This is a genomic window from Mariniluteicoccus flavus, assembly GCF_054776655.1.
In genome coordinates, this window is sequence record NZ_BAAHBN010000004.1 from 185845 (window position 1) to 199521 (window position 13677).

Annotated in this window: 12 protein-coding genes; 5 read left to right on the plus strand and 7 right to left on the minus strand. The window is 72.1% G+C overall.

Annotated elements, in window-relative coordinates:
- Position 1: 1 nt before the first annotated feature.
- The 3 genes from ACYVAG_RS09015 to ACYVAG_RS09025 are packed head-to-tail and all read right to left on the minus strand — an operon-like array spanning position 2 to position 2219.
- A complete protein-coding gene (locus ACYVAG_RS09015; protein ID WP_460768977.1) occupies positions 2 to 1306 on the minus strand; it encodes a phytoene desaturase family protein in 1305 nt (434 codons plus the stop codon).
- On the minus strand, positions 1282 to 1626 hold the full coding sequence (locus ACYVAG_RS09020; protein WP_460768979.1) for an FAD-dependent oxidoreductase: 345 nt from the start codon (positions 1624 to 1626) through the stop codon (positions 1282 to 1284). Before ACYVAG_RS09020 ends, ACYVAG_RS09015 begins: the two co-directional genes overlap by 25 nt.
- On the minus strand, positions 1623 to 2219 hold the full coding sequence (locus ACYVAG_RS09025) for a hypothetical protein (RefSeq protein WP_460768981.1): 597 nt from the start codon (positions 2217 to 2219) through the stop codon (positions 1623 to 1625). The genes ACYVAG_RS09020 and ACYVAG_RS09025 overlap by 4 nt, the downstream gene beginning before the upstream one ends.
- Positions 2220 to 2364: 145 nt before the next feature.
- Between ACYVAG_RS09025 and ACYVAG_RS09030 the strand changes: the two genes are divergently transcribed.
- Together ACYVAG_RS09030 and ACYVAG_RS09035 are read left to right on the plus strand one after the other, a co-directional pair.
- Positions 2365 to 3291, plus strand: coding sequence for an AraC family transcriptional regulator (locus ACYVAG_RS09030; protein WP_460768982.1), 927 nt, complete (start codon positions 2365 to 2367; stop codon positions 3289 to 3291).
- A 51-nt stretch (positions 3292 to 3342) separates the two neighbouring features.
- The gene (locus tag ACYVAG_RS09035) at positions 3343 to 4119 is read left to right on the plus strand and encodes a cyclase family protein (RefSeq protein WP_460768984.1); all 777 of its coding nucleotides are present in this window, start codon (positions 3343 to 3345) and stop codon (positions 4117 to 4119) included.
- Positions 4120 to 4317: 198 nt separating this feature from the next.
- On the opposite strand, the gene ACYVAG_RS09040 is transcribed toward ACYVAG_RS09035, so the two are convergent.
- A complete protein-coding gene (locus ACYVAG_RS09040) occupies positions 4318 to 7044 on the minus strand; it encodes a multicopper oxidase domain-containing protein (RefSeq protein WP_460768986.1) in 2727 nt (908 codons plus the stop codon).
- Positions 7041 to 8207 (minus strand): hypothetical protein, encoded by a 1167-nt coding sequence (locus ACYVAG_RS09045; protein WP_460768987.1) that lies wholly within the window; start codon positions 8205 to 8207, stop codon positions 7041 to 7043. Before ACYVAG_RS09045 ends, ACYVAG_RS09040 begins: the two co-directional genes overlap by 4 nt.
- Positions 8208 to 8262: 55 nt before the next feature.
- Between ACYVAG_RS09045 and ACYVAG_RS09050 the strand changes: the two genes are divergently transcribed.
- From ACYVAG_RS09050 to ACYVAG_RS09060, 3 genes are all read left to right on the plus strand, one after another.
- A complete protein-coding gene (locus ACYVAG_RS09050) occupies positions 8263 to 8544 on the plus strand; it encodes a DUF2249 domain-containing protein (protein ID WP_460768989.1) in 282 nt (93 codons plus the stop codon).
- A 61-nt stretch (positions 8545 to 8605) separates the two neighbouring features.
- Positions 8606 to 10021 (plus strand): threonine/serine exporter family protein, encoded by a 1416-nt coding sequence (locus ACYVAG_RS09055; protein WP_460768991.1) that lies wholly within the window; start codon positions 8606 to 8608, stop codon positions 10019 to 10021.
- 131 nt (positions 10022 to 10152) lie between these two features.
- Positions 10153 to 11103, plus strand: a complete 951-nt coding sequence (locus tag ACYVAG_RS09060; protein WP_460768993.1) for an RNase H family protein — start codon at positions 10153 to 10155, stop codon at positions 11101 to 11103.
- 3 nt (positions 11104 to 11106) lie between these two features.
- Here ACYVAG_RS09060 and ACYVAG_RS09065 read toward each other — a convergent pair whose 3' ends face one another.
- Positions 11107 to 13026 carry a DUF2207 domain-containing protein gene (locus ACYVAG_RS09065; protein ID WP_460768994.1) on the minus strand — a complete coding sequence of 640 codons (1920 nt, stop codon included), beginning with the start codon at positions 13024 to 13026 and terminating at the stop codon, positions 11107 to 11109.
- A 38-nt stretch (positions 13027 to 13064) separates the two neighbouring features.
- The gene (locus ACYVAG_RS09070) at positions 13065 to 13604 is read right to left on the minus strand and encodes a hypothetical protein (RefSeq protein ID WP_460768996.1); all 540 of its coding nucleotides are present in this window, start codon (positions 13602 to 13604) and stop codon (positions 13065 to 13067) included.
- Positions 13605 to 13677: the final 73 nt, after the last annotated feature.

Consider the following 13677-nt stretch of genomic DNA (forward strand, 5'->3'; position numbering starts at 1 on the left):
CTCAGCGGCGGAACAGGGAGGTGATCCGCTCACCGCGTGGACGGTCGCGCCCGATCAGCGCCTGGGCGACGAGATGGCCCGAACCTCCCCCGAGCCCGGGCCCCGGGTGGGTGGAGGCGCCGATGTGCCACAGTCCGTCGACGGCCGTGCGGTGACGGGCGGTCACGGGCCCCGGCCGCCACATCAGGTTCTGGTCCAGCTCGGCCGACCCGCTGTAGGGGTCGCCGCGGTGCGCGTTCGCGTTGTACGCCTCCAGGTCGCGGGGGCTGAACGCCTTCACCGACCGCACCTTCGCCCGCGTACCCGGCGCCGCCTCCTCGACCAGGCCGAGCACCCGGTCGACATAGCCGTCGACGAGCTCGTCGCTCCAGCCGCCGCGGACGTCCAGTTCGCCGGCGGCGTCGGCCACCGGGGCGTACGGGACCTCCTGCAGCTGCAGCCAGACCTGGCCCTCGCCGGCCGGTACGCGCGACGGGTCCAGCAGGAACTGCTGGCCGACCGCCACCGTGGGCCGGCGCGGCAGCACCCCGACCGACGCCTCGGCGCAGGCGATGCCGGTCGAGCCGGAGCCGTCCGACAGGTGCACCAGCGGTGCGCCGTTCAGCTCGCTCGCGGCCCACTCCAGCGGCGACGACAGGGCGACGTGAACCTGAATCGCCGCCCGGCCGAACCGATAGTCACGCGCCTCGCGGCGCTCCGCCTGGTGGCCGCCGCCGGCGAGCAGCCCGTTCCACAGGACGTCGGGGGTGACCGAGGCAAGGACGGCTGTGGACGCGGCCAGGCGTTCCGAGCCGGTACGCACCCCCTGGGCACGTCCGCCGGCCACGACGATCTCGTCGACGCGACGGCCGAGGACGAGCTCGACGCCGCGCTCGGCCAGGAGACCCTCGAAGGCCCTGACGAAGTTGCCGGCCCCGCCCTTCACCACCGGCAGTCCCGCCCCGTGCATCGTCGCCGCGAGCAGCGGCATCATCAGCCCACCCGAGGCCGAGTCGGGCGACAGTCCCGCGTGGAGCAGCCAAGGCGCCCACAGCTGGTCGACCTCGGGGTCGGCGAAGTGGCGGTCGGCCCACGACCGGCCCGACGCCGCGGTGTCGCGACCCCAGGCCTCGAGCCGGCGTACGCCCCCGCGTCGCAGCAGCTTCGAGACCGGACCCACCGCCGCGGTCGAGCGGAGCTCGACGCCCAGCAGCGCACCGATGGCGTCGATGTCGGCGCCCATCCGATCGAGGGCGGCGAGGTAGGCCCCCGTATCGCCCTTGTGGGACAGCGATTCCGCGGTCACCTTCGGGTCCCGGTGGGCCACCGCGTACGCGCCGTCGCGCCCGATCGCTCGGTGAGGACGCCGTCGGTGTTGCAGTAGTCGAGCCCGTGCCGGGCCAGTTCCGGCATCAGAGCACCGAACGCGGGGCTGATGTGGAACAGGGGATGCCAGGACGAGAAGGTGTCGTGGACGTGCCCGGGTTCGGTGAGCTCGTCGGAGCGGATGAAGCCGCCCGGCCGGTCGTGCTCGTCGACCAGCGCCACCTTCATGCCCGCGCCCGACAGCTCGGCGGCGGCGACCAGTCCGTTGATGCCGGCGCCGACGATGACCACGTCATAGGCGTCCTTTCCCTGACCTGTCATGCCTTCACGCCCCGCGCGGAGGTCGTGGGGGTCAGGCCCCTCTCGCGCTCGATGAGTCCGATGCGCTCGCCGGTGCGGGCCTCGTGCTTCGCGATCAGGCGCTCGGGCAGCGTGGAATAGTCGCGACCGTCGGGGGGCAGCAACCACTGCTGAGCCCGACGGGGCTTCGGCACGTTCAGGCCCAGCTCGTCGAGCATCTCGTCGATGTTGTGCATCGAGAACGGGATGATGTTCGTGCCGCGCGCGTGATGGTTCTCGGTGCGCTTCTCCATCCAGCGCAGGCGTTCCTGCACAGCGGCACGCCGCTCGGCGACCGGCGGCAGCTCGAGTTCGCCGAGCAGGTACGCGCTGGTCCAGATCGCCGCGACCTCCGCCGACAGCGGCGAGAAGAACGAGGAGTTGTAGCCACAGAAGGTCAATCCGGGCACATCGTGGGGCAGGATCTGGCGATAGAGCTCGAAGTTCCCGCGCTCGTCGGTGATGCGGTGCTGCAGCTCGTCGGACAGGAACGGCACCTCCTGGCGGAAGCCGGTGGCGCAGACGACGGTGTCGACCTCGACGGTCTCGCGGGTCGTGCTATCCGAATTGCGCACCGGCCGCCCCGGATGTGGCGGAAAATTGTCGGCAGTCTCCACAACGCGACATCCGCGGCCTAGTGTGTGACGTGGGCCACGTCGTCGTGACGCGGTTCGACGCATCACCGCGAGCCGCCGCGGACTCGTCGCGAAGGGAGTGGGCATGGCCGTCGTCACCAGCAGCCTGCGCACGGCCGACGTCGACCTCGCCCGCACCGAGGTCGCGCGGCTGTTCTGCCCCCACCACCTGCGACCGGGCCCGCGGGGCGTACGCCTGCGGCTGAACGCCCGACGGGGCGAGTCGGTGGGCATCGTCGAGCTCGACTACGGCTTCCCGGTGCGCATCGATCCGGGGCAGCTCGAGCGGTTCTATCTGGTGCAGGTGCCGCTCGCCGGACGTGCGCTCATCGCCCACGGCGGCAAGGAGTTCACCTCGACGCCGAGCATCGCGGCCGTGCTGTCCCCCGACGACCCGGTGGCGATGGTGTGGGGCGAGCGGAATCCGCAACTGCTGTGCTGGTTGGAAAGAAGCGCCGTGGACGCCGCCGCGAGCCGGCTGGCCGGGGACGCGCTCCGCGGGGTTCGCTTCGCTCCGCTGATGGACCTCACGGCGCCGACGGCCGCCGCCTGGGTGGCCTCGCTGCGCCGGGCCGCGCGTACGCCGGGCTCCCCCGACGAGACCTCGCTGATCACCTCGCTGCTCCTGGCCCAACCCCACAACCATTCCGCGAAGGTGGCCTCACCCGGACCGCCGATGTCGTCGGTCCGGCGCGCGATGGCCTACATGCGGGCCCACGTCGCCGACCCGGTCACCCTGCCGGAGGTCGCGGTGGCGACGGGGGTCGGCGTACGCGCGCTCCAGAAGGGATTTCGGGCCGAGGTCGACGCGACGCCCATGGAGTGGCTGCGCGACCTGCGGCTCGACCTGGCGCGCGACCAACTCGCCGCGGCCGACGCCCACCTGGCAACGGTGACAGGAATCGCCACCGGGCTGGGGATCCAGCACCTCGGCCGGTTCGCCGTCCACTATCGCGACCGCTTCGGCGAGTCGCCCTCCCAGACACTGGCGCGCGCCGCCAGCTCGGGCTGACCGGCCCGACCCCTTGCACGCAAGGAAAACCACCATCATCGAGGAGTGACCATGTCCGTGCTGTCCCAGCTCACCGAGGCCCTGAACCAGGGCTCGATCGAGGTCATCGACCTGACCTCGCCGCTGAGTTCTGCCACCCCGATCCTCCAGCTGCCGCCGGAGTTCGGCCAGACGTGGCCGTTCCAGCTCGAGGTGATCAGCGACTGCGACGACCGTGGACCCGGCTGGTATTGGAACAACTTCCGCACCGGCGAGCACACCGGAACCCACTTCGACGCGCCGAACCACTGGGTGACCGGGCGCGACAAGGAGGACATCGCCTCGGTGTCGCCGGGGGCGTTCCTGCGCCCGGCCGCGGTGATCGACGTGACCGCCGAGGTGGAGAAGGACGTCGACTTCATGTTGACCGTCGACCACGTGAAGGCGTGGGAGGCCGAGCACGGGGCGCTGCCGGAGGGCGGATGGCTGATCGTACGCACGGGCTGGGCCCCGCGTACCCATGACCAGGACGAGGCGCTCGGCAACAGCGAGACCGGGCCCCACTCCCCCGGCATGACGCCCGAGTGTGCGCAGTGGCTGGCCGAGCAGACGCCGATCCAGGGCATCGGGGTCGAGACCGTGGGCACCGACGGCGGCATCGCCCACTCGTTCGACCCGGCGTTCCCGTGCCACGCCTTCATGCTCGGCGCCGGGAAATATGGCATCACACAGTTGAAGAACGTCGACCGCCTGCCGGCGACGGGCGCGATGATCATCGCGACGCCGCTGCCGATCGTCGACGGGTCGGGCTCGCCGGCCCGCGTACTCGCGCTGGTCGAACGGGGCTGAGCCGGGCGTACGCGCTGGTCGAACGGGGCTGAGCCGGGCGTACGGGCCGGTCGGGGTTCGTCCCGGCCGGTCGAAGGCTCGTCGCGTGTGCACGGGTTGCGTCGACACGCCGGCCGCCGAACCCAACTCGTGCAGCGGTGTGCACAAGTTGCGTCCCCCGAGCGGAGCGAGGCGCGTCCCCGAGCGGAGCGAGGCTTCCTACCGCGCCACCACGAAACCGTGCGCGCCCTTTTCCGCGTCGCTCATGATGTGGCTCACCATCGGATAGCGGCCGGGCTCCGCGAACACCGTTTCCACGAAGCCGCCCTGCGCGGCCTGCAGGCCCAGCGCCTGCGAGCCGCCGCCCCCCTGGCCGAACGCGTCGCGGCCCTGGCGGAGCTGGTAGGCGCCCTCGGAATACACGGTGTCGAACTGGGTCCCGACGATGTGGAACGCCGACGGCTTGTTCGGGCCCGCGTCGAGAACCCAGAACCGCACGCGCTCCCCAACCCGCACCGACAGCGGCCGGTGGTCATATTGGCTCGCCACCCCGTTGAACGCCAGCGCGTCCGGGGCCTGGGCCTTGATCTTGTCGGCGTTGACCGCCCCGCCGCGCTCCCCCAGATAGATCTCTGACTGCACCATCACGAACGACGGCGCCGGCGCGAGGCCCTCGGGCTCGATGACGACCGCCCCGTGCATGCCGGCCGCGATGTGGGACGACATCGGCATGGTCGAGCAGTGATACATCCAGATGCCGGCGCGGTTGGCCGTGAAGTCATAGGTCAGCGACTGCCCCGGCGGGATCGTCCGCATCGGCTGGTCGGGCGCCACCTCGCTCGCGTGGAAGTCGATCGAGTGGCCCATCGTGCCCTCGTTGACGAACGTCACCTCGAACCGGTCCCCGACCCGCCCGTGCAGCGTCGGCCCCGGCACCTGACCGTTGAACGTCCACCGCAGCTGCTTCACCCCGGGTGCGACCTCGAGCTCGAGCTCCTTCGCGACGATGCGCACCTTCCGCACCTTCTCCGGCGTCAGCGCCGGCAGCACCGGATCGACCGCCTGGAACGAATCGGCGGGCTTCTTCATGAAGTCGAGATCGGCGGCTGCCCCGGTCGCCGCGGCGCTCCCCGAGCCGTGTGCACCCCCGTGCTCCGACCCATGATCCGCCCCCGACCCCGCCGCCGGCGCACCCGCCGCCGCACCCGGCTCTCCCTCCACCTCGACCGCGAACACCATGCCCATCTGGCGGTGTCCGACGACCGAACACCAGCCCGCCGACGACGCCGTCACCACGCCCACGTCCACCGTCGCGGTCTTCCCCGGCTCCAGCCGCCCGCTGTGCGCCCCCGACGCCAGCACCAGGTCGTGCACGTTCGTCGGGTCGGCGTTCACCAACTCGATCACCAACCGGTTGCCCTTCGGCACCACCACGCGGTCGGGCACGAACCGCATGCCCCTCGCCTCCACCTTCACCGTCGTCGTCTGCCCCGTCCCGGTCACCGCCGCCGACGTCCCGCGCAGCCCCGCGGCACCCGGGTCGACCGCCACCCCGATGGTCGTCACGACCGCCAGCACCAGCACCCCGGCCAGCATCTCCGCCACCGCGAACTTCGGCCGCTCCACCAGCACGCGCTCGGCGGGAACCCCCTCGGCGCGCGCCAGCTTCGCGCGTACGCCGGCCCGCAATCCCTGCACCATCAGCGGAAGGAACGCGATCAGACCGGCCAGCGCCGCCACGGTCGCCAGCACCTTCACCAGGCTCGGTGTCGGCAGCAGCCACAGCGCCAGCCCGCCGTTGACGAGCGTCACCCGCAGCACGCCGCGCGACTCGAGCGGCCCCACCGCCGCCCGGATCACCGACGGTCCCCCACCCAGCACCACCGGCAGGAGATAGGTCAGCGCCCCCAACAGGATCTGCACCGCGAACCCGCCCACCATGATCGCGGTCACCGGGCCGTACGAGTCGCCGACCGCGCCCCACGTCCCACTGCGCGCCAGCGTGACCGCGAGGACCACGACACCGACGAGCAGCCACGCGTACGCGCTCGCCACCGACAGGGCCGAGAACGTGACCGGGGGCTTCGTGCGCGCCACCGTGACCATCGGCCAGGCGGCGGCCAGCAGGCAGACGAGATAGACGAGTACGCCGCCCAGCGCCAGCGGTCGCTGCCCGATGGCCGCGCCGACGACGATCACGCCGACGGCCACGACCATGGGCGCGAGGAGCTGGTGGACGATGCCGAGGGCGCGGTCGTCCATGCGCGTACGCAGGATCGTGGGCCACAGCGTCAGCAGCGTGCCGACCACGGTCAGGCCGATCCAGCCGAACAGGTTGGCCAGGGTGTGGGCGACGAGCAGGCGGCCGTGCCAGGTGACGCCGAGATCGCGGGCGAGGATCGCGCCGAGCGTCGCGCCGACGGGCAGCCAGCAGGCCGCCGCCACGTAGTAGTGCACCGACACCCGGAACCGTGCCGGGAGGGCCTTCCGCAGCAGGCGGACCAGCGTGATTCCGTGCCACAGCACGGATCCCGCGATGACGGCGGCGCCCGCGGCGGTGAGCGGCCACCAGTGCAGCGGTACGCCGAGCAGCACCAGCACCGTGCCGGCCTGCAACAGCCCGAGCCGCCAGTTCTGGCCGCGGCGGTCGTCGCCGCCGACCTTGAGCAGCGTGTGGGTGAAGTGGGCCGACCACACCATGACGTTGTGGCTGAGCGCGCCGAGCACGACCATGTGGACCATCAGCCAGCGCGCGTCGGGCACGAAGCGGTGGACCAGGGCGACGACGGCGGCCAGCACGAGCCAGACCACCGACGGCCGGTCGCGCATGATCCAGCGGCCCCGCGCGGCAGCGCCCTCCGATCGAGCACGCGCGGCAGCGCCCTTCGATCGAGCAGGCGGGGCGGCGCCCTCCGTTCGGGTTCGGCCCGGCTCCAGCTCACTCATGCCTTCTCCTCCACCAGTGCCGACGGGGTGGCCGGCGTACGTCCCGATGTTCCAGCCGTACGCCGGGACGCGCGGCGTGCGCCGGCGGCGACGCCGATGGTGACGGCGACCGCGACGAAGGCGAGCAGGGCGACGACCGTGGTGATCGCGCCCCCGCGCCACAACGCGCGCACCCCCACCATGTCACCCGGCACCACGCGCACCCACAGGCCCACGTGGAGAACGACGAGCGGCAGCCAGAGCGCGCGGCGATAGGGCAGCGGGCGGCGCAGCACTGCGGGGAAGATCACCGGCGCGTGGGCCATCACCATCGACATCGCGAAACCCAGGAACACCGCGTGGACGACGGCGTCATAGACCGGACCCGAGTCGACCGGTCCCGACCCGAGCAGCGCGAGGCCGGCGAACGCGAGCCACGCGTACGCCGCCAACAGCGCGGCCGCACTGAACCGCGGCAGCCCCCGAGAGCGGATCAGCCGGCGTGCCACGTCGTGCCGCAAGAGCCACGCCACCAACGCCAGCAGGAGCGCCGCGAGCAGGCGTACGCCCACCCCCGGCGCGGCCAGCGCGAGCGCGGTGGCCAGGGCGATGACCGCGGCGAAGACGCCGAGAACGGTCTCGCCGGAGGCCGGCATCGCGATGCGGGCCAGCTCGACGCGCTCGGCCGCGATGGTCAGGACGATGAAGGCGATCAGCGCGGGCAGGGCGCGCGACACCGGGCCCACCAGGAGCACGACCACCGCGCACGCGGCCAGCGCCGCGCCCGTCAGCTCGACCGCGACGACGACGGCGCCCGACCGGCGGTGGAGCGCGAGATAGACGACGACGAGCGCGAGCAATCCCTGCGCCAGCAGGAGAAACCCGAGGGTCCGCGGGGCCCCGGCCACCAGCGTCAGGCCACCGGCGCCGAGCAACACGGGGGCCGCGAATGCCAGCGGGTGGCGCAGCGCGACCGCCCGCTCGAGGGCGATCAGCGTGCCGAGGAAGCCGAGGACCATCACGGGTCCGTGCACGTCAGCGAGCCGCGCCGACGGCACCGGCGCCCAGACCCCGGCGAGCACGAGCGCGGCGTCGAGGCCCGCCAGCAGGCACAGTCCGGCGGGCAGCATCAGGAGCCCGCGCACGCGGGGATCCTCGCTGAACCGGGCTCGACTTTTTTCCACGGTTTTAGTGTATAAATAATCGCACCGCTCCACCACTCGACCCCAGGAGGTCCCCATGACCGAGGTCCACCAGATCGGCCACCGCTGCGGCTGCGGCGAACAGGCCGCCGCGCTGCCCGAGCTCGACGCCCGCCAGATCCCCCATGCCGTCCGCCACGGCGCCATCCTCGGCGCGCTCTCGCAGGTGCAGCCCGGGTTCGGCATGGTGCTCGTCGCGCCCCACGACCCGCTCCCGCTGCTGAAGCAGATCGACGACACCTTCGGCGACAGCTTCGAGCGCTCCTATCTGCAGCAGGGTCCCGACGCCTGGAAGCTGGAGTTCCAGCGCCGGGCGTGACCTGAGTCGGCCCCCGTGTCACGCGTTTGAAAACCCGGCCGCGACCGGGCACGGTGAGCGCATGGCACGTCGCAACGCTCGGACCCCCGGCTCCCGCCCCGGGTTCGGCTGGCGACGCACCGCGGAGCGGATGCGCACGCTCGTCGTGCCCTCGGCACCCGCCGCTCCGCCCGAGGAGCAGGAGGAGGACACCGAGACCAAGCACGCCCTGCGCGTGCTCGAGCTCGCGATGGAGATCTCCGACATCCTCCTGTCGACAGGCGCCTCGGCCAACGACGTCACCCTGACGATCCGCAAGGTGTCCCGCGCCTACGGGGTGCGCGGCGTCGAGGCCGACGTCACGTTCACCTCCATCTCCTTGTCCTGGCACCGACACGAGCGCGAGCCCCTGACGACCATGCGGGTGATCCGGACGCGGGCGACCGACTATTCGCGCCTGCAGCGCGCCTTCGACCTCGCCCGCGGCATCGAGACCGGGCGCCTCGACCTCGACGAGGCCGAGAAGGAGCTGCGGTCGGTACGCCGGGTCCGGCCCTACTACCGACCCTGGGTGGTCACGGCGTCGAGCGGCGCCCTCGCCGTCGGCGTCTGCACGCTGTTCGCCGCCCGGCCGATCGTGATGGTCGTCTCGTTCCTCGTGTCCTGCCTGGTTCATCAGGCGCTGGTCTGGCTCGGCCGGATGAACCTGCCGTCCTTCTTCTGCCAGGCCGTCGGCGCGGCCATCCCCACCAGCGCGACGCTGGCGTTCGCGTGGCTGCAGGCGAAGGACATCCCGCTCTTCGACGAGATCCAACCGACGATCGTGGTGGCGGCCGGCATCGTGCTGCTGCTGGCCGGCATGTCCACTGTCGGCGCGGCCCAGGACAGCATCGACGGGTTCTATGTCACCGCGTCGGCGCGGGCGTTCGAAGTCGTCATGTTGACCCTCGGCATCGTGACCGGCCTGCTGCTCGTGATCCGCATCGGCACCAGCCTCGGCATCTCGATGCTCCTCGGCGTCGCCGCCCCGATCCTCGGCTCGGTCCCCCACCAGCTCGTGGGTGCGGTGATCATCGCCGCATCGTTCGCCATCGGCAGCCAGGCGGGCCCGCGCACCGTCGTGCTCTGCGCGCTCATGGGCCTGATCGGCTGGATCGTCTATCTGACGGCCTCCAGGCTGACCCTCGGGCCGGCCGGGTCGAGCGCGGCCGGGGCCTTCGTGGCGGCCGTCCTCGCCACCCTCCTGGCGCCGCGGCTGAAGATCCCGACGCTCGCGCTGATCACCGCCGCCATCGTGCCGCTCATGCCGGGCTCGGCGGTCTATCGCGGTGTGCTGCTGATGACCGAGGCCAAGGCGTCGTCGGACGCCGTCATGGGCGGCATGATGCTCATCGGCGCCGCCGGCGTCGGGCTGGGCCTGGCCGCCGGCACCTCGCTGGGCAACTTCATCGCGCGCCCGATCTCAGAGAGGCCAAGACGTACGCGCCGTCGCGCCTGACCCGACTCGACTCCTCGTCTCGCTGGCGCTCGCTCGGACTCCTCGTCTCGCTGGCGCTCGCTCGGACTCCTCGTCTCGCTGGCGCTCGCTCGGAGAACGTGGGGCCGCCGGTCCTGTGGCAGGATCGCCCCGTGATCACCGCAGCTGCAGACGGATCGGCCCTCGGCAACCCCGGACCCGCGGGGTGGGCCTGGTATGTCGATGACACCTGCTGGGCCTCGGGCGGCTGGAAGCACGGCACCAACAACATGGGCGAGCTGATGGCGGTGCTCGACCTGCTGCAGCAGACCGCCCACCTCGACGACGAGCTGCACGTGCTGTGCGACAGCCAGTATGCGATCAACGTGATCTCGAAGTGGACCACGAACTGGAAGCGCAAGGGCTGGAAGAAGGCCGACGGCAAACCCGTGCTCAACGTCGAGTTGGTGAAGGCGCTCGACGTCGCGATGCAGGGCCGGAAGGTCACCTTCGAGTGGGTCAAGGGCCACGCCGGCCACGAGCTCAACGAAGCAGCCGACAAGCGTGCGCGCAACGCCGCGCTGGCCTATCAGACCGGTCGCGACCCCGAGCCCGGACCGGGCTTCGACGGCTCGGTCACCGACCACCCGGTGGCCACGGTCGGGGCCATGCAGCGCGACCCCGACCTGTTCACCGATGACCCCGAGGACGAGGACGCCGAGGAGCAGGCCCTGCTGTTCGGCGGCGAGGCCACGCCCGACCCCGCCGACGACGACCTGTTCCCGGGCTCCGACCGCGACGTGGTGATCGCCCTCGAGCGTTCCCTGCTGACCGACGCCGTGCGCTCCGACCGCGGCGAGGTCGCGGCCCTGCTGCACGACGACTGGTATGAGGTCGGCACGTCCGGACGCCTGTGGACCCGCGCCGAGATGCTGGCCGAGATCGGGCCGCTGCCTACCCCCCTCACCTGTGACGTCCTCCGCGTCACCCCGCTGGGCACCGACGAGATGCTGCTGCTCTGGCGCTCGACCAGCGGCGAGGCCTCGACCCTGCGTACGTCGTTGTGGGTCAGGGATTCCGGCAACTGGCGCCAGCGGTTCCACCAGGGGACGCGGGAGTCCTGAGCCTCACCACGACGACGAGCTGAACCCCGAGTCGCCGCCGCCCGAGCTGGACGACGAGCCGCCGGAGCTCCCACCGGAATAGGACCCGCCACCCGAGCCACCCGAGCCACCCCAGCCGCCGCCCCCGCCCGAGCGGCCCATCGCGGTGTTGACCGACGACTCCGCGCCGCCGATCCCGCGGTCGAGCCCGTCGAACGAGCCCGCCGCGAACCAGAACGGCGCGCCGATCTGGTGCCCCGATCCGGCGGCCCGCGCGCGGACCTCGTCGAAGACCCTCACCCAGCGGTCGGCCAGACCGAACGCGATCGCGTACGGCAGGTTCCGCGAGAAGATGTCCTCGGCCTCCTCGAACCTGATCTGACGCGCCTCCGCGGTCTCCAGATAGTGCCGATAGCCCTGGGCCTGCTCGGTCAGCGCCGTCCCCTTCGCCGTCGGCACGGAGGCCGGAGCCGTCGGCACCCAACACAGCCCGAACGACAGCACGATCAGCGGCACCACGACCTGCCACGGCGCCACGGGCAGCGGCGCATAGAACCCCCGCATGAACGCGCTCACCATCACCGAGCCGATCAGCAGGAAGACCGAGGCGATGAACACCAGGGCGGTCAGCACCGTCTGACGGCGCTCCCCCGGCTTCACGATCTGGGCCCACTTGGTCTGTTTCGGCAGCCGCACGAGGTCGCGATAGATCGTCGCGAGTTCCCGCCTCACCGTCTTCGCGTCGGTCCCGATGCCGCGGCCTGGCTCGACCTCGTCCTTCTGGATGGCGCTGATGAGGGCGCCGCCCCTCTTCGGCAGGTCAGGTCCGGGCACCTTGCCGGTCAGGGTCAGGTGGAGCCGCCTGCCGCGCGGTTCGATGGTCAGATAGCCCCGCGCGGCCAGTTCGAACAGCAGCGCGACGGGGCCGCGGCGTACGGCCTTCCCGCCCAGCAGCGCCGCCAGCCGCGACGCCTCGACCCCGTCGGGCGGCTCGAACCGCACCGGAACCTCACCCGTACGCCGGCCCTGGGCGACGCGCGGCTCGGTGCCGCGCGCCGGGAGTACGCCGGGCGGCAGGTCGGGCCAGAACTCGGGCTTCGGGGCGCGGGACCGGGCGATCAGCTTCGTGGCCACGACGACCAGGAACATCAGGACGGCCGCCGCGGTGACCGCGATCGCCCACGGCGGAAGGGAATCGGCGTTGACGGCGCTCGCCTGGGTCAGTCCGCTGCCCTCGCCGCGCGTGGCGAGCTTCGGCTCGAGCCGGTCGAAGGCGCCCCGCGGGAACGTGGCCCCGATCGTCATGCCCTCGTCGGCGGCCAGACCGGTGGCCTCATAGGTCGACCGCTCGCCGGCCCCGGCCAGGCAGGGGAAGGTGGCCCCCTCCGGGCCCTGCCGACATTCGGCCGCGGTGGCCGGCGCGGGCCCGACCACGGTCACGCGGAGGCGGTCGGCCGGCACCTGTTCCTCGAGGCGCACGTCGAGGGCGAGCTGGGCGGAATCGCCGCGGTGGTTGACCATCGCGGCCATGTCGTAGTCGAGCACGTAGGTGCGCCGCTGGGCCCCGTGGAACACCCGGCCGGGGTCGCCGATGCGGATCAGTCCCGCGTTGCCGGTCTGCCGCGTCGCGAACGTCTGGTTGGCGCCGGCCTCGTCGGTCACCCGGATGCGCGACACCCGGAAGACGCGCTCCTTCCGCGGGTCGTCGGGCCACGGCTGGGTCACCCGGATGCGCCGCATGATTCCGCGGTGCTCGCCCTCGCCGAACTGCCACACGATGGTCTCGTGCACGTGCATCGAGCCATCGCGGTTCAGGGTGTAGGTCACGTCCTGCGAGACGATCCGCTCGCTCTCGGCCGCGTACGCCGGGGTCGCCGCCGCGGCGAGACCACACGCGAGGAAGAGCGCCAGCAGCAGCGGGACGAGACGGCGCACAGCCCTCATGGCCGCAGCCCAGGCCGCATCCTGGCTCGATCGGGTCCTCATCGCGTTCCCGTCACCTCGAGATGGATCGTGGCCAGGAGTTCCACGAGGTCGCCGGGGGGCGCGAACGTGTTGGGCAGGGTCACGCTCGGCACCCCGAGCAGGGCCGAGTCAGCCGCTTCCACAGCACGCCGCGCCGCCGGCAGTCCGTCGAGCCAGACGCGGTGGGCCCGCGGCTCCAGCGCCATCCCAACCAGCTGGGTACGCGAGGCCTGGGTGAGTCCGAAGCCCACCACGTCGTGCCACGCGAACACCTGCGGCCGGCGGCCTTCGAGGGTGAGGCCGCGCCGGTCGACCACCATGCGCGGTGGCCTCGCGAACTGCCACGCGATGGCGGGGAGGCAGACCACCCCGAAGAAGCCGATCGCCAACGCCGCGAGGAGCCAGCGCCCGTCGGTGAGGGCCCAGACCCCGATGGCGGTGAACACGAGGCACGCCACCAGGGCGATCCCGAGGCGCGTACGCGAGGCCGCCAGCACGACGCGTCCCGTGGTGCGCCACTGGTGCAGGTGGTTCTCCACCCAGGGTGTCGACTGCATGGCGCTCCTCCTCCGGCCCGGGCTGCGGGCCCCGTTGTCGGCGCCCAGTTCACCCGCCATGATGACCTGCCTC